Raw genomic sequence first — 16641 nt, 5'->3', positions numbered from 1 at the left:
GCAGCCCCCTTGTCATCACTCAGGCGGGATAAAGCGCACCCAGCACAGCCGGACGGCTGGCGCCGGTGACGGCGGGCAGGTTGCCCGGCTTGCGGTGGACAAAGCACATGGCCAGCCAGGCAAAGGCTGCGCCTTCCACCCAGTCGGGGGCAAGGCCCAGCTCGGCAGTGCTGGCGATGCGCCATGCAGGCAGCAGGCTGGCCAGCTCCTTCAGCAAGGGGGCGTTATGGGCACCGCCGCCGCAGACAAACAGCTCGGCTTTCGGCTGGCTGGCACCGACTGATTCGGGCCGAGCGGGCAGTTGGCGGGCGATGCTGTGGCAGGTGAGCGCCTGCAGGGTGCGCTGCACATCCACGGGGGCGTATGAAGTACCTGCCAGCTCCCCATCGAGCCAATCGAGGGTAAACATCTCCCGTCCGGTGCTCTTGGGGGCGGGTGCGGCGAAGTAGGGGTGAGCCAGCAGCTTCTCCAGCAGGGCCGGGATGGGCTTGCCACTGGCGGCCCATTTGCCACCGGCGTCATAGCTGCCGCCGTGGGGCTGATGGCGGCGATACCAGCCATCGAGCAGGGTGTTGGCCGGGCCGGTATCAAAACCATATACCCCGCCCGGATTGCCCGGCAGCACCGAGATATTGGCGATGCCGCCGAGGTTCAGTACCACTCGCAGGGCGCCGGGTTTGGCAAACAGCGCCTGATGGAAGGCGGGCACCAGTGGCGCCCCCTGACCACCGAGGGCCATATCCATGGTGCGAAAATCGGCGATAACGTCGATGCCGTTCAGGGCGGCCAGCAGGGCGGCGTTGCCGATCTGCAGGGTAAAGCCAAGCTGGGGGCGATGGCGGATAGTCTGGCCGTGGCTGCCGATGGCGCGAATATCTTTGGGCTCAAGCTTCGCCTTGGCCAGCAGCGCGTGGGTGGCGGCGGCAAACTCTCGCGCCACCAGATTATCGGCCACCCCCATGCGGTCGATTTCATTGTCGCCCGGGGTGCAGAGGGCATGCAGCGTGCGTGCGGTCTCTTGCGGCCAGGGGTGACAAAGCGCCGCTTCGACCCGCAGTTCATCCCCGGCGATCATCACCAGCACGGCATCAATGCCGTCCATGCTGGTTCCCGACATCAGACCGATATAGCGCTCAGCCATGGTGTCTCCTTACATTGCTGCTTGAAAATGCGGTGTGCAGAGAGGGTGAAGAGGGGTACGGCTTTCATCCCATGCCACATAGCGTGGTCTTTGACATCAGACCGATATAACGCTCAACCATGTTGCATCCTCAATGCGGACCGGAAAAAGAGTGAGAGAGACAGGATAGATAAGCCCTTACTTCCGTGCCACATGCCGCTCCCGGTGTTCCATCTCATCTTATGTCCGAAAGTGGACTCATTTCAATCTGGTTTCCTGGCGCGGGTTCAATAAAAGGGGCTGGCAGGGCCTTCACCCTGCCAGCCCTGATGGCTTAGTTGCCGCGACTATCCCGCTTGTTCTGGGCTAGCTGCAGCTCGGGGTTGTCGAGTTTGGCCAGTTGCGGCATCGCCAGCTTTTTAAAGTTGGCCAGCTCGCGTCCGCTCAGGGTCTCTGCCTGCGGCAGGGTGAGGGTGCGCGGGTTCTTGTGAATGCCGCCCACCACGAATTCGTAGTGCAGGTGCGGGCCGGTGACTCGGCCGGTGCCACCCAGAGTGCCGATGGTCTGCCCCTGCTTCACCCGCTGCCCCTTGTTGACGGTGCGCTTGGAGAGGTGCAGGTACTTGGTCACATAGTTGCCGGCATGTTTGATAAAGACGTAGTTGCCGTTGAACTGGTTGTAACCGGCGGCCACCACGCTGCCTGAGCCCGCCGCCATGATGGGGGTTCCCACCGGCGCCACATAGTCGATGCCGTTATGGGGGCGGATCTTGCCGGTCACCGGATGGAGGCGGCGCGGGTTGAAGTTGGAGCTGATGTATTTGAAGTTGACCGGCGCGCGCAGGAAGCTCTTGCGCATCGCCTTCCCTTCCGGGGTGTAGTAGTTGCCATCTTCATTGAGCACGGCGCGGTAGGCGGTGCCCTGGTTGACGAACTCCGCCGCCAGAATATCGCCGGAGGCGACCCGCTCGTCGTCGCGGAACTTGTCTTCATAGACCACCCGGAAGCTGTCACCCGGCTGCAAGTCCTGGGCAAAGTCGATGTCCCAGCCGAAGATGGCGGCCAAGTCCATGATCTGATCTTCGGTCATCCCCGCATCCACCGCGGCGCCCCAGAAACTGGAACGGATCTCGCCCTTGCTCACCTGTTCGCGGGTGTCGAGGGCGATCTTGACGTTGCGAGCGACAAAGGTCTCCTCCTTGCGGCTCACCTTGAGCGCCTGCTCCAGACTGTGGGGGTAATAGAGGCTGTGCAACTGGCCATCTTCGGTCAGCTTGAAGGTGAGCTCCTGCCCCGGTTGCAACATGCGCAGGGGATCGCTGCCCTCGAGCTGGTCGATCAGGTGCAGATCCGTGGTGCTCAGGCCAATGCGCTGGAAGATGACTCCCATGTTGTCGCCACGGCGTACCTTCACCTGCTTGGTGATATAGCGCGGCTTGGGCGGGGTAACGGGCTGGGCGGCCTCGGCCGGCAGCTCGTCGTTCAGCGCGTTGTCGTTAGCCGGTTCCCGCAGGGCAATTTCGTTGCCGTTTTCATCGACCCGTGTTGCTACTGCCTGTTCGCTTGGCCAGGCAGCCAGCATCATGATCATGATGCTCAAGATCAGCACCATCTTGCGGTGCCAGTGGGGGAGTGCGTTGAAGGCGTGCCAAATAACCATGAGAAGCAGATGAAGTCGGGCAGAATGGACGGATTTTACAGCCTTTCCAATTGGCCCGCCATTCCAGTAATATGTTTGGCCCTGTGGAATCGTGATGGAGAGTCAAAAAATGTCCCAGCTCGAGGTGGCGCTAGCCGAGATCAAGCGCGGAGCGGAAGAAATTCTGGTTGAAGAAGAACTTGTCGCCAAGTTGAAGGAAGGGCGCCCGCTGCGCATCAAGTTGGGCATGGACCCGACCGCCCCCGACATTCACCTGGGTCATACCGTGATCCTCAACAAGCTGAAGACCTTCCAGGATCTGGGCCATGAAGTGATCCTGCTGATCGGTGACTTCACTGCCATGGTGGGAGATCCCTCCGGCAAGAACGCCACCCGTCCGCCGCTCTCCGAAGAGGCCATCAAGCACAACGCCCTCACCTATGCCGAGCAGGCGTTCAAGATCCTCGACCCGGCCAAGACCCGCATCGAGTACAACTCGACCTGGCTGAGCGAGCTGGGTGCGACCGGCATGATCAAGCTGGCGGCCAAGCAGACCGTGGCCCGCATGATGGAGCGCGACGACTTTAAAAAGCGCTACACCGGCGGCCAATCCATCGCGATTCACGAATTCCTCTATCCGCTGCTGCAAGGCTATGACTCGGTCGCGCTGAAGGCGGACGTTGAGCTGGGCGGTACCGACCAGAAGTTCAACCTGCTGATGGGCCGCGAGCTGCAAAAAGATGCCGGCATGGCGACCCAGTGCGTGCTGATGATGCCGCTGCTGGTGGGTCTGGACGGCGTCAAGAAGATGTCCAAGTCCGCAGGCAACTACATCGGCGTCCACGACGCCCCGGGCGAGATGTTCGGCAAGATCATGTCCATCACCGACGATCTGATGTGGAACTACTACGAGCTGCTCTCCTTCCGTCCGCTGGCTGAAATCGAAGAGTTCAAGGCAGGCATCGCTGCCGGTACTCTCAACCCGCGCGACGTGAAGATCTGGCTGGCCAAAGAGATCATCGCCCGTTATCACGACGAAGCGGCGGCTGAAGCGGCCCACGAAGATTTCACCCAGCGCTTCTCCAAGAACGCCATCCCGGACGAGATGCCGGAAATCGAGCTGGCGCTGGAAGGCGAAGGTCTGGCCATTGCCAACCTGCTCAAAGAGGCCGATCTGGTGGCCACCACCTCCGAAGCGCTGCGGATGATCAAGCAGGGCGCGGTCAAGGTGGATGGCGAGAAGCTGGAAGATGGTAAGGCACTCATCGGTGCCGGTACCGCCGTCTATCAGGTCGGCAAGCGCAAGTTTGCCCGCGTGACTGTCAAATAAGCAGCACCGTCAAATAAGCCGTCGCATCAGGCAAGCTGGCCATCAAACCGGTTCAAGCTTGTTCAACAGGGCCTCCTTCGGGAGGCCTTGTTGTATCTGGGCGGCACGGATCTGAGCGATAAAGTGCCGCAGCACGGCACTGCTTGGATGCGGCCGTGTCGCCAGACTGATGCTGGTCATCATGCCGTTGCCCTCAATGGGGTGATAACTGACCCCGAGCGGGCGCAGCGCCGCCACCGAGCTGGGCACCAGAGTCACGCCAAAGCCCGCCTGCACCATGCCGACGGTAGAGATCACCTGCGGGCATTCGGGCCCCAGTATCGGCTCAAACCCCGCCTCCCGGCAGAGGCCCACGATGCCGTCATAGAGCCCGGGCCCGATGGCGTGGGGAAACAGAATAAAACTCTCGTCCTTCAGGCTGGCCAGTGGCAAGGGGCCCGGCTTGGCCTTGGGATGGCTGGTCGGCAGGGCTATCAGCAGCGGCTCCTGCTCGATAAGGTGATGGGCAAAGCCCTCGCTACCCCGGCAGGGGAGCCGCAAGATGGCGGCATCCAGCCGATCGTTGCGCAGCGCCTCCACCAGTGCCGGCATGGTGCCCTCCTGCGGGCTGAGGGCCACCTCGGGGTAGCGCTCCCGATAGTCGTGCAGCAGGGTCAGCACCGCGGGGTGGAGCACGGTGGAACCGGCAAAGCCGATCCGCAGCGCCCCCTGCTCGCCCCGGGCAATCCGCTTTACCTTCAGTTTTGCCGCATCGGCCAGCGCCAGGATCTGCGCCGCATCCCGATAGAGGCTCTCGCCCGCCTCGGTCAGCTCGACACTGCGGGTCAAACGGTGCAGCAGCGGGGTGCCCAGGGTCTCCTCCAGCTTGCGGATCTGCTGGCTCAGCGGCGGCTGGGCCATGTTGAGTGATTCGGCTGCGCGGGTGAAATTCTGCTTTTCAACAACGGCCATGAAGTAGCGGAGCGTACGAAGTTCCATATCGATTGAGTCTCAAAGTCATGGGATCAGCGTATTGGTGTTGAAATGTGAACCAAGTCACCATTGGATCCGAACGCTAACAGGATTCACGGTGGAGGTGAAACCCGAATGGAACATATTGCAACATCTGACAGTGCCGGGTGCAGCTGTGCCCTCGAAGTGAGCCAGCAGTTTTCTCGCTGGCGCAGGCAGCATGACGGTGGCGAGATCTACCAGAGTTCCCTGATGAGCGCCCTGCTGGCGGGGGTCTACGAAGGGGAGACCACCATGAGCGAGCTGCTGCGCCACGGCGACTTTGGCCTCGGCACCTTCAATCACCTCGATGGCGAGCTGATCGCCTTCGAGCGCCAGATCCACCAGTTGCGCTCCGATGGCTCGGCCCGTCCCGCCCGCGCCGATCAGAAGACCCCCTTTGCGGTGATGACCCATTTTCGCCCCTGTCTGGAGCGTCGCTTCGATCACCCCCTGAGCCGTGACGAGATCCACCAGTGGGTGGATCGGCTGGTGGGATCCGACAACGTCTTTGTCGCCCTGCGCCTCGACGGCCAGTTTGAAACGGCCAAGGTGCGCACCGTGCCGCGCCAGGAGCCCCCCTATCGCCCCATGCTGGAAGCCATCGAACAGCAGCCGCTGTTCCGCTTTGCCGCGGTGGCGGGAACCCTGGTGGGTTTTCGCTGCCCGCCGTTCGTGCAGGGGGTCAATGTGGCGGGCTTTCACGAACACATGATCACCGCCGATCGCAAGGGGGGCGGCCATCTGCTCGACTACACCATGGCCCACGGCACCCTGCGGCTTTCTGTGGTGCGTCACCTCAATCTGGCCCTGCCATCGGATCCCGCTTTCCGGCAGGCCGACCTCAACCCTGCCGATCTCGATCGCGCCATTCAGGCCGCCGAAGGCTAATAGACAAGGAGCAATATCATGGAAAACAGACAGTGGAAGTGCGGTGCCGAGTTGGTGGTTCGTCATCTGGAGGCGCAAGGGGTCAAGCAGGTGTTCGGTATTCCCGGCGCCAAGATTGACCGGGTGTTCGATGCGCTGGAGGACTCCCCCATCGAGACCATAGTGGTGCGCCACGAGGCGAACGCCGCCTTTATGGCGGCCGCCGTGGGGCGCCTCACCGGCAAGGCGGGGGTGGCGCTGGTCACCTCGGGGCCCGGCTGCTCCAACCTCATTACCGGGCTGGCGACCGCCACCTCGGAGGGGGACCCCATGGTGGCGCTGGGCGGCGCCGTGCGCCGTGCCGACGGCCTCAAGCTCACTCATCAGAGCATGGATACGGTCAACCTCTGCCGTCCGGTCACCAAGTTCAGCGCTCAGGTCAACAGCGGGGCGGCGATTTCGGAAGTGATGGCCAACGCTTTTCGCGCCGCCGAGCTGGGACGGCCGGGGGCGGCGTTTGTCAGCCTGCCGATGGACATCATCAACAAGCCGGTGCAGGGCAATGTGCTGGTGCCCCGCGAGGTGCCGGAGCCGGGCTGCGCCGATGAGCAGAATATGGAGCAGGCATTGACCCTGCTGCGCAACGCCCAGAATCCGGTGGTGCTGCTCGGCCTGATGGCGAGCCGGCCGGAAAATGCCGAGGCAGTGCGCGCCTTCCTCGACAAGGCGCGGCTGCCGGTGACCGGTACCTATCAGGCCGCCGGGGTGGTGGACAGCTGCCACTTCGATGACTTTGCCGGACGGGTGGGGCTCTTCAACAACCAACCGGGGGATCAGCTGCTGGCAGGGGCCGATCTGGTGATCTGCATCGGCTACAGCCCCATCGAGTACGATCCCGTGCTGTGGAATGGCGATCGGGAGCGGCGCATCCTCCATATCGATGTGCTGCCTGCCGATATCGACAGCAGCTACTGCCCGACCGCCGAGTTGGTGGGGTCGATCCGCGCCAACCTGTTGCAGCTGACCCGCATCATGGGCAATCCGAAAATCCGCCCCCCCGAGGTGGATCGGCTGCTGCAAGGTGTGCGCCAGCAGCGGCTGCGACTGGCAATGCGGGCCGACGATCTGCACGGCAATCCGGTTCACCCCTTGCGTATCGTGCGCGAGCTGCAGGATCTGGTGCGCGATGACATGACTCTCTGCGTCGACATGGGCAGTTTCCATATCTGGATTGCCCGCTACCTCTACAGCTTCCGCGCCCGTCAGGTGCTGATCTCCAACGGTCAGCAGACCATGGGGGTGGCACTGCCGTGGGCTATCGGCGCGGCGCTGGTACGGCCGGGTGAGAAGGTGATCTCGGTATCGGGGGATGGCAGCTTTATGCAGTCGAGCATGGAGCTGGAGACGGCGGTGCGGCTCAAGAGCAATATCGTTCACATCATCTGGGTCGATAACGGCTACAACATGGTCGCGATGCAGGAGCAGCAGAAGTATTGCCGCACCTCCGGCGTCTCTTTTGGCCCCATCGACTTCAAACGCTATGCCGAATCGTTCGGGGCGGCCGGGTTTGCGGTGCGCTCGGCAGACGAGTTGCGCGCCACCCTGCGGGCCGCGCTGGCGGTGGAGGGGCCTGCGGTGGTGGCGATCCCGGTGGATTACTCCGACAACCCGGGGCTGATGGCCCAGCTCAGGCCAGAAGTATTGGCATAAGTGGGGGCAGCACAGCGCAAGCAGACCCGCCCATATAGCAAAAACCGGCATCAATGGATGCCGGTTTTTTATTGTTTTGCGGGATTGGTGGCCTTAACGGGCCAGCTGGACGGCGGCGCGTGCGCGGGCCGGTTGTGGGCGACGCTTGTTTTTTGGTGCGCAGGCTATCTTCAGGCGCAGCCACTCGCGCCACAGCAGCCAGCAGAGCGGCAGGGTGAGCAGCAGCACGGTCGCGGGCTGGGCCATCAGCACCCCATCACGGCCCCACAGTTGCGGCAGCAGGAAGATGAGCGGCAGCAGCAATACGGTTTTGGCGATGGAGATGACCAGCGCCTGACGGGTACGTGCCATGGATTGCAGCAGCACGATGCCGAACATGATGATCCCCTCCAGCGGAATGGCGCCGAGGTTGAGGGTCAGGCTGCTGATGGCGGCGGCCAGCAGTTCGGGATCCTTGTCGCCGGTATAGAGCATGGCGACCTGTCCCGGCAGTAGCTGGATGGTGAGCCACACCAGCATGCCGTAGATAAAGGTGAACTTGAGCCCCATCTCCATCAGGTACTTGAGGTTGCGATGGCGCTTGGCCCCTGCTGCCTTGCTGATGAGCGGCTGAATGCCGAACGCCAGCCCCTGCAGAATGACGATAAAGACCGCTTCGGTGTAACCGGCTACGGTAAAGCCCGCCAGATCCTTCACATTGCCATACACCATCAGCTGGCTGTTGTGCAGCATCAGCAGCAGGCCGAGGTTGAACTGGGCAATCAGGCTTGGCAGACCGGTAAAGAGCAGGTGCGGCATGGCGGGGAGGTTGGGCACCAGATCCCGCCAGCTGAGGCGCAGCCGCGCCCAGGGGGTAAAGAAGTAGCCAAGGCCGATCAGGCTCACCGCACCCTCTGCCATCAGGGTGGCTTGCGCGGTACCGATCAATCCCAGCCCCAGCCGACCCACCATGATGTAGTTGAGGATGATATTGAGCACGGCGCCGCTGCTCACCAGCACCATGGCCAGTTTCGGGCGGCCATCGTTGCGCAGCAGATAGGGGACCGCCAGATTGCTGGCCAGCAGCAGGGTACCGCCACCAATCCAGGTGAGGTAGTCACTCGCCTGTTTCCAGGTCTCGGTGCCCTGTTCAATTCCCAGCCCCAGCAGGATATCGGTGTGGGTGTAATAGAGCAGAACCGGCGCAACGCCCCCGAGTCCGGCCAGCAGCCAGAGAGCGTTGACCAGCGCCTGACGGGCCAGCTTGTCGTTTTTCGCCCCCTGCTGGAAGGAGATGGCGGTGGCGGCCCCCATGCTGATCATGGCGGCCAGACCGATCAGCACCATGATGACCGGATAGACCAGGTTGATCCCGGCGAGGCCAGCGGCACCGACATAGTGGCCGACGAAGATGCCGTCGATGAGGTAGTAGGCCCCCGAGACCAGCATGGCAAGAATGGAGGGGAGGGCGTAAGCCCAGAAGCGACGGGTCATGGCCCGTTGCCGCAGTGTTAAATAGGCAGACATATCTGTTCTCTCGGGGAGTTCGATTATCGAACAGCTAGTCTAGATTAATACTTATTTGGTGATAATCAGGGTTTCACTTGATGAATTGCTGAGTATTACTCACTAATCCGGGGTTTTGGTAGTGCGCCTTGAGCATGTCGATCAGGATGCGCAGGCCGCTGCCCAGTTGATGCCGACTGGGATAGAAGAGGTAAAAGCCGGCAAAGGTAGGGCACCAGGGCTCCAGCACGGTGAGCAGTTTCCCCTCCGCGACCTTCTGGCTCACCTCCTCTTCCAGACAGTAGGCCAGTCCCAACCCCGCCTCGGCTGCGCCCAGATAGAGGGCCGGGGTGCTGGTAGTGAGCGGCCCGGTCACTTCGATCTCCAGCATGGTGCCATCGGCGGCAAAGGCCCAGCGATAGTGGTGGTGCGGGGTGAGGCGATATCCGATGCAGGCGTGGCGGCTCAGCTCGCTCGGGTGCTCCGGCGTGCCGTGCTCAGCCAGATAGGCCGGGGAGCCCACCACCAGATAGCGATGGGGCGGGCCGAGGGGGATGCCGATCATCTCCTTGGGCAGCAGATCGCCATAAAAGAGCGCGGCATCGTAACCATCTTCAATCAGCCGGGGCATCAGCTCCTGTTCCACTACCTCCACCTGCATCCGCGGATAACGGGCCAGATAGTCGATGAGTACCGGAGCCAGCAGGCTGTCGATGGCGCCGCGGGGGGCGCAGAGCTTGAGCCTTCCCACCGGTTCATCGCTGTTGCGGGCCAGCTCCCAAAGCGCCTCTTCCAGGGTATTGAGGGTGGGGAGCAGCTGCTTGAGCAGCCGCTGGCCCGCTTCGGTCGGCACCACGGCGCGGGTACTGCGGTTGAGCAGCCGCACCCCCAGACGGGCTTCCAGCCCTTTCAGGCTGTGGCTGAGGGCGGAGGCGGAGACCCCGAGTTCGAGGGCGGCCTTGCTGAAACTGCGGTGACGGGCGACGGCGGCAAATACCGCCAGTTCGGCGAGATCGGTACGGGTAATGGTCATCATCAATCAACAAAAAGGCGTGAGTCACAAGGGTACGCCAAGGCCGTGCTGCACACAATCCGCGCTAAATGAGTAGCTTGTTGCAAATATGTAGCTGATCGCAGGCCATTGATTCCAGTGAAACTAAGTTGAATTGTTAAAAAAAACTCACAATAAGGCGCTTTGAGTGTGATCTTGGTCGTCCGAAAGGCGACCAAAATCAAACTTTGGTTGATTAATTCAAAAAAACGCTGTGATTAATAAGGGCATTTAATTAAAGTCAGCCCATCAAGAGTGGCGCACGTTAATCGGTTGTTAAGTGAGACGGGTGCCGACCCTCAGGGTCAAAATCTCGCACTGTTGTTTGTTGCAATCCTGTTGTCACAAGGAGTGATGGCCAGGTTGCCGGGGGGCGAGAGGTTAATATCAAGGACGGACAGCAGGCGTTCCAGGGAGATGGAACCGGGCCAAGGCCCGACCAAACAAGAATCCCATTTTCCTAGATGACAGGAACAACGTATGTCTGACATGAATATTGCAGCTGATGGTCGTTTAGCCAGCAACACCTCCCGCGGCGTCAACAAGGCCGATGTGGTCTGGATGCTGGGTCTGTACGGTACCGCGATCGGTGCCGGTGTGCTCTTCCTGCCAATCAACGCCGGTGTAGGTGGCCTGTGGCCGCTGGTTGCCATGTTGATCCTGGCGCTGCCGCTGACTTTCTTTGCTCACCGTGGTCTGACCCGCTTCGTGCTGTCCGGCTCTACCCGTGATGGCGACATCACTGAAGTAGTAGAAGAGCACTTCGGCAAGACCGCAGGCAAATTCATCACCCTGCTTTACTTCTTTGCCATCTACCCGATCGTGCTGATGTATTCAGTCGCCATCACCAACACCGTCGAGAGCGTGATTGTTCACCAGCTGGGCATGTCTGCACCTCCCCGTGCCGTTCTGTCACTGGCCCTGATCCTCGGTCTGATGGCGGTTGTTCGTCTGGGCGGCCAGGTTATCGTCAAAGCGATGAGCGTGCTGGTATTCCCGTTCGTGCTCACCCTGATGGGTCTGGCGTTCTACCTGATCCCGCACTGGAACGGTGCCATCATCACTGAAGCTCCGGCCCTGTCCGACGCCTTCAACGGTGACTTTATCAAGACCCTGTGGCTGGCTATCCCGGTAATGGTGTTCTCCTTCAACCACTCCCCGATCATCTCCTCCTTCGCGGTGGACAACAAAGGTCGTTACGGTGAAGGTGCCGAGAAGAAGTGCAGCAACATCCTGCTGGGCGCCCACGTCATGATGGTGATGACCGTTATGTTCTTCGTATTCAGCTGCGTACTGAGCCTCTCCCCGGCTGACCTGGCTGCTGCCAAAGAACAGAACATCTCCATCCTGTCCTACCTGGCCAACCACTTCGATAACCCGGTTATCGGTACTGTGGCTCCGCTGATCGCCATGGTTGCCATCAGCAAATCCTTCCTGGGTCACTACCTGGGTGCGCAAGAGGGCATGAACGGCCTGATGGCCAAGGCGCTGCGCGAGAAGGGCAAGAACGTTGACACCAAGCAACTGAACAAAGTCACTGCCGTGTTCATGATCCTGACCACCTGGGCCATCGCTACCATCAACCCGAGCATCCTCGGCATGATTGAAGACCTGGGCGGCCCGATCATCGCAATGCTGCTGTTCCTGATGCCGATGTACGCCATCACCAAGGTTCCGGCCATGCGCAAATACGCTGGCAACATCAGCAACGGCTTCGTGACCATCATCGGCCTGATCGCCATGTCCGGTATCATCTACAAGCTGATTGCCTGATAACGCCGGTTACCAAGTTGAATGAAGAAGCCGCCTCGCAAGAGGCGGCTTTTTTTATGGCTGTTTGGGGCGGCGAGCGGATGCGGTATCGCTACTTCATCAGCTTCTTCACCTCGTCACTGGCCAGTGCCTTGTTGAATTTGTCCCGCGCCTCTTTCCCCTTGGCTGAGTTGGTAAAGCAGACGTGGAGAGACTTGTCCTCGAGGATCTTGCCGTTGAAGCCGAGGTTGGCGGCAACGTCCTTGAGTTGGGGATCGCTTTCCAGCAGATAGGTCATCACATTCTGGTCGATGACCGCCAGATCGAGCCGACCGTTGCCGAGCTTGAGCAGGTTCTGGCTGTCCGAGCTGGTGGCGTCGGCCGAGAGTGCCTTGCTGGCCACTTTTTCGTCGAACTCGGTGGTATTCACATAGCCGGTGACGACACCGATTTTCTTGCCCTTGAGGTCATCAAGGCTCTGCCAGTTGACCGGCTGATCGGCTCGCTGGGCAAACCCGAGGGGGCCGTTACCTATGGGGTCGGAGAAGAGGCAGCTGCTCTTGGGGTCGAGATACTCGGGGAAATAACCCAGTACCTCGGGGTTGTTGGTTGCCTCGTCCACGGCCCGTTGCCAGGGATAGAACTTGATGGTCAGCGGGTCGCCAGCCAGGGCAAAGGCTGCGGTCACCACCCGACTGCTCTTGCCCTGTTCAGGGAGGCTGGCGCTGGTGTAAGGGGGCCATTCAAGGCTGGTCAATACCGCCGCCTGAGCGGCCGACATGCCGAACAAGGGAAGAGTGGCCAGGGCGAGGTGCTTCCATTTCAGGCTCATAGAGATAACTCCTTGTGGTCAAACACCCCTTAAAGATAGCCCCCGGTGTCGATTGCGGATGCCGGCCATGGCTGACCGGCATCCGTGCCATCTATTTGTTGTCGATATTCTCCGACTGCCAGAGGGCGTAGCCCTTGCCGGAGGCCGTGGTGGGCAGATCAATCTGCATCAGGTCGTTACCGATGACAAAGGTGCCCGAGTAGCGGGCGCGCAGATCCTGCGCCAGATCTTTGACCCTGATCTTGCCGTTGAGGCCGATATGGCTGAATACCGTCAGCGCCGGTTTGGCTTCGTTCATTACCCGGGCAGCCTGCTCTGGGGAGGCGAGGTGACCGGCGATCGCCTTGTAGCCGGGGTTGGCCTTCATCTGTTCGGCAGAGGTCATGGAGACGCAGTGCACCAGCAGGTCGGCCCCTTTGGCCTGCTTCACCACTTCGGGGCTGTAGCGGGTATCGCCGGAGAGCACCACGCTGTGGCCGTGATAGTCGATGCGATAGCCGAATGACGGCTTGATGTTGACCCCGTGGTCGTTGTCAAAGGCAGTCACCTTGACCCCGTCATGGTTGTAGACCACCCCGGCGGTGACCTCGTGGCTGTTGATCTCCACCCCGTCCAGCGGCGTTCCCTCATCCTTGACCCGGGTGGCGATGTCGGTGGCGTAGGCCTGCTGCAAGCCACGGGCGAGAGCTGTGGTGCCTTTGGGGCCGTAGAGTTCCATCGGCGCGTGGCGCTGGCCATAGGCCGGTTGCAGCCAGCCGGTCAGCCAGAGATCCGCCAGCCCGTTGGTGTGGTCTGAGTGAAAGTGGGTGAGGAAGAAGGCGTTGACCCGGCCGATGGGGATATGCAGCTGCCACAGGCGAGTGGCGGAGTTGCGGCCAAAATCGAACACCAGCTTCTGGTTGCCCGCTTCGACCAGGGTGCTGTAGCCGCCCCGGCTGATCTGGGGCACCGGAGTGCCGGTGCCGAGCAGGCTGACCCGAAAGATATCGGGCCGGGCTTGAGTTGCTGAGGCAGGGGCTTGATCGTGGTTGCTGATAAAGCTGCTCTCGGCAGCCTGACTGGCGCCGCTGGCCAGCAGACCGACTAGTAATGCGGCCAGATAGGTGCTTTTCATGGGAATTTATCCTGTGGGGAAGGGACGGCATCACTGTATTGGTAACTAAAAGTTGAATAAATTGGCTAAAATCCATTTCTTACTAAACTTCTGGTTGTGAATCAGGGCCTTGGTCGCGGGCCAAACGGCCTTGAAACGGGCAAAAAGGAGGGGTTGTGGACCGATTGACCAGCATGCGTATCTTCACCCGGGTGGTGGATCTCGGCTCCTACAGCGCCGTGGCGAGCGAAGAGGGGATCAGCGCCCAGATGGTGGGCAAGCATGTGCTGGGGCTGGAGCAGTGGCTGGGGGGAAAGCTGTTTCACAAGACCACCCGCCAGCAGACCCTCACCGAGCTGGGCCAGCTTTTTCTCGCTCGCTGTCAGCGGGTGCTGGAGGAGCTGGCACTGACCGAGTCGCTCACCCAGAACCTGCTGGCCGAGCCGGCCGGACGGCTGCGCATCGCCGCCCCCCTCAGCTTTGGCCACCACCGGCTGGTGCCGCTGCTGCCCGCTTTTCTCGACCGCTACCCCAAGCTGGATCTGGATCTGCAGCTCACCCCGCGCTGGGTCGATCTGGTGGAGGAGGGGTTCGATGCCGCCATCCGCACCCTGCGCCCGCAGGATGAGGCGCTGATCGCCCGTCCGCTGCTGACCCAGCACTACCGCCTCTGCGCGGCCCCCGACTACCTCAATCGCCACGGCGTACCCCGTCATCCGGCCGATCTCGCTCGCCACCAGTGTCTGCACGGCAACTGGGGCGAGCACGAGCGTTGGCAGTTTGTTGGTGAGGATGGTCAGAGCGAGGAGGTGCGGGTCGCCTCGCGCCTGCGCATCAATCACTGGCCAGCCTTGTTGACGGCTGCGCTCTCGGGGGCTGGCATCACCTTGCAGCCAGCCGAACAGGTGCGTGAGCATATCGCTGCGGGGCGTCTGCTGCCGCTGCTTGGCCGCTATCAGAGCCCGGCCAAGACCCTCTACTTCATCTATCCGGCGGCGCGGCGGCAGGTGCTCAAAATCACCCTGCTGGGGGATTTTCTGGCCGAGTCCCTGCAAGCTGGGCCCGAGCCCGAATAAAAGGCTGCATATTCTCGCAGCCGCGCTTAACCATCGTGCTTAACAAAGGGGTGGTGGAGGCCTAACATGGCGGGATGTTTTTCTAGTCGGGACAAAAGGATATGTCTGGGTTGAAAAAGGGTCTCGGGCTCTGGCAGGGGATGGGGCTGCTCGCCACCTCGCTGCTCGGCACCGGGATCTTCGTGGTACCTGCGACCGCCGCCTCGCTGGCGGGTGGGGCCTCGCTCTGGGCCTGGTTGCTGCTGATTGCGCTGGTGCTGCCCATCGCCTTTACCTTTGCTCGCCTCGGCCGTCGCTATCCCCATGCGGGCGGCGCGCCGCACCTGATTGGGCTCGCCTTTGGCAACGGCGCCGAGCGCTTCTCCGCCTTCCTGTTTCTGGCTGTGCTGCCGGTGGGGCTGCCTGCCGCCCTGATGATTGCCGCCGGCTTCTGGCACGCCCTGTTTGATATGGGGGAGTGGACCCTCTGGGCCATCCAGCTGCTGACCCTGCTCGGGGTCTTTCTGCTGGGGCTGCGCGGTGCGCGATCTTCCGGCAACCTGCAATTGCTGATTGCGCTCGCCATTCTGGGGCTCACCCTGCTGATCTGGTTCAAGGGGGAGGTGAGCTGGCGCGATGCGGCCCGGCCGCTGCCGAGCTCGGACGAGTGGCCCCCTATGGCCACCGCGCTGGCGGTGATGTTCTGGTGTTTCGTCGGGCTCGAGGCCTTCGCCCATATGGGGGAGGAGTTCAAGCGGCCGGAGCGGGACTACCCCATCGCCCTGCTCGGCGGGGTGCTGCTGGCGGGGCTTATCTACTGGATCCACTCGCTGGTGGTGCTCAAATATGGCCTCTACGGCGATGAGGCGAAAAACGCCACCGCCATTCCCTCCCTGCTGGCGCTGCTGTTCGGCCCCACCGCCAAGTGGCTGGTGGCGGTGCTCGGTTACCTCTCCTGCTTTGCCAGCATCAACATCTACATTCAGGGCTTTGCCCGGCTGATCTGGAGCATGGCGCGGGAAGGCAAGTTGCCCCCCTCGCTGGCCGTGCTCACCGCGCGCGGCGCGCCGCTGCGGGCGCTCACTCTGGTGCTCGCCATCTGTCTGATCTGCATCACCCTTATCATCTGGCTGCGACTGCCGCTCGATGAGCTGATCCGCTACGCCAACGGCAACTTCGTGCTGGTCTATTTGCTCTGCATGGCGGCGGGCTGGCGTCTGCTCGGCGGGGTAGGCAAGGGGCTGGCGGGGATAAGCGTGCTGCTCTGCGCTCTGGTGCTGGTGGCGCTCGCCACTCAGGTGCTCTATGCGGTGGTGCTCAGTCTTGGCTACGGCGGCTTCTCGTTGTGGCGGCGTCATCTGTGCCGCAGTCGTCAGCAGGATGCGCTTCCGGTAGCGAAGTAACGTCTCCCCGATGGTCGAAGAAATGAGAAAGCCCTGATGTTCAGGGCTTTTTGATTCCGGCATATGGGATGTTCATATGAATACTAGTTGGCACGCTATTTGCCGAAAAGTGCGGTGTCGGATCAACTCAACGGCGATTTATAGCCAAAAAAAGTGGGATCCAGCTCCCGTTTTGCTTAAAGTGATCCCCTCCGATCCCGGTGGTCGGAATGCCCGCAAGGATGCCCTTCAGACGTAAACAGGATGGCCTGGCCAGACTGACTCTCAGAGATGTGATTGCTTCGGTTCTCTTTTTATCTGTCACCTGTGGT

Annotated in this window: 13 protein-coding genes; 6 read left to right on the top strand and 7 right to left on the bottom strand. The window is 61.5% G+C overall.

Going from position 1 to position 16641, the window contains the following annotated elements; translation table 11 throughout:
• Positions 1-19: 19 nt before the first annotated feature.
• Positions 20-1141 carry an anhydro-N-acetylmuramic acid kinase gene (locus ACTG2W_RS07680; RefSeq protein WP_106842397.1) on the bottom strand — a complete coding sequence of 374 codons (1122 nt, stop codon included), beginning with the start codon at positions 1139-1141 and terminating at the stop codon, positions 20-22.
• 313 nt (positions 1142-1454) lie between these two features.
• Positions 1455-2780 (bottom strand): peptidoglycan DD-metalloendopeptidase family protein, encoded by a 1326-nt coding sequence (locus ACTG2W_RS07675; protein WP_005358749.1) that lies wholly within the window; start codon positions 2778-2780, stop codon positions 1455-1457.
• A 109-nt stretch (positions 2781-2889) separates the two neighbouring features.
• Between ACTG2W_RS07675 and tyrS the strand changes: the two genes are divergently transcribed.
• The gene (gene tyrS / locus ACTG2W_RS07670; protein WP_005347884.1) at positions 2890-4089 is read left to right on the top strand and encodes a tyrosine--tRNA ligase; all 1200 of its coding nucleotides are present in this window, start codon (positions 2890-2892) and stop codon (positions 4087-4089) included.
• A 42-nt stretch (positions 4090-4131) separates the two neighbouring features.
• Here tyrS and ACTG2W_RS07665 read toward each other — a convergent pair whose 3' ends face one another.
• The gene (locus ACTG2W_RS07665) at positions 4132-5067 is read right to left on the bottom strand and encodes a LysR family transcriptional regulator (RefSeq protein WP_106842398.1); all 936 of its coding nucleotides are present in this window, start codon (positions 5065-5067) and stop codon (positions 4132-4134) included.
• 108 nt (positions 5068-5175) lie between these two features.
• Between ACTG2W_RS07665 and budA the strand changes: the two genes are divergently transcribed.
• The gene (budA, locus tag ACTG2W_RS07660; RefSeq protein ID WP_005338506.1) at positions 5176-5970 is read left to right on the top strand and encodes an acetolactate decarboxylase; all 795 of its coding nucleotides are present in this window, start codon (positions 5176-5178) and stop codon (positions 5968-5970) included.
• An 18-nt stretch (positions 5971-5988) separates the two neighbouring features.
• On the top strand, positions 5989-7659 hold the full coding sequence (alsS, locus tag ACTG2W_RS07655; protein ID WP_005338504.1) for an acetolactate synthase AlsS: 1671 nt from the start codon (positions 5989-5991) through the stop codon (positions 7657-7659).
• Positions 7660-7752: 93 nt separating this feature from the next.
• On the opposite strand, the gene ACTG2W_RS07650 is transcribed toward alsS, so the two are convergent.
• Positions 7753-9165, bottom strand: a complete 1413-nt coding sequence (locus ACTG2W_RS07650; RefSeq protein WP_106842399.1) for an MATE family efflux transporter — start codon at positions 9163-9165, stop codon at positions 7753-7755.
• 73 nt (positions 9166-9238) lie between these two features.
• Positions 9239-10177, bottom strand: coding sequence for a LysR family transcriptional regulator (locus ACTG2W_RS07645; protein WP_106842400.1), 939 nt, complete (start codon positions 10175-10177; stop codon positions 9239-9241).
• Between the two features lie 498 nt (positions 10178-10675).
• Between ACTG2W_RS07645 and ACTG2W_RS07640 the strand changes: the two genes are divergently transcribed.
• Positions 10676-11968 carry an HAAAP family serine/threonine permease gene (locus tag ACTG2W_RS07640; protein ID WP_005338498.1) on the top strand — a complete coding sequence of 431 codons (1293 nt, stop codon included), beginning with the start codon at positions 10676-10678 and terminating at the stop codon, positions 11966-11968.
• A 91-nt stretch (positions 11969-12059) separates the two neighbouring features.
• Here the strand turns inward: ACTG2W_RS07640 and ACTG2W_RS07635 are convergent, their stop codons facing one another.
• Positions 12060-12779 carry a substrate-binding periplasmic protein gene (locus tag ACTG2W_RS07635; protein WP_106842401.1) on the bottom strand — a complete coding sequence of 240 codons (720 nt, stop codon included), beginning with the start codon at positions 12777-12779 and terminating at the stop codon, positions 12060-12062.
• A gap of 91 nt (positions 12780-12870) precedes the next feature.
• Entirely contained in the window at positions 12871-13893 is a 1023-nt protein-coding gene (locus ACTG2W_RS07630; RefSeq protein ID WP_106842402.1) for an MBL fold metallo-hydrolase, read from the bottom strand.
• Between the two features lie 155 nt (positions 13894-14048).
• Here ACTG2W_RS07630 and ACTG2W_RS07625 point away from each other — a divergent pair, with 155 nt between their 5' ends.
• Positions 14049-14948, top strand: a complete 900-nt coding sequence (locus ACTG2W_RS07625) for a LysR family transcriptional regulator (protein WP_100646564.1) — start codon at positions 14049-14051, stop codon at positions 14946-14948.
• A gap of 101 nt (positions 14949-15049) precedes the next feature.
• Entirely contained in the window at positions 15050-16330 is a 1281-nt protein-coding gene (yjeH, locus tag ACTG2W_RS07620) for an L-methionine/branched-chain amino acid transporter (RefSeq protein WP_440016158.1), read from the top strand.
• The last annotated feature ends 311 nt before the right edge of the window (positions 16331-16641 follow it).

Origin of the sequence: Aeromonas sp. 96A (assembly GCF_051919165.1) — a bacterium.
Lineage (GTDB): Bacteria > Pseudomonadota > Gammaproteobacteria > Enterobacterales > Aeromonadaceae > Aeromonas > Aeromonas veronii.
Note: the sequence above shows the minus strand (reverse complement) of the source record. Positions and strands in the feature narration are given on the sequence as shown.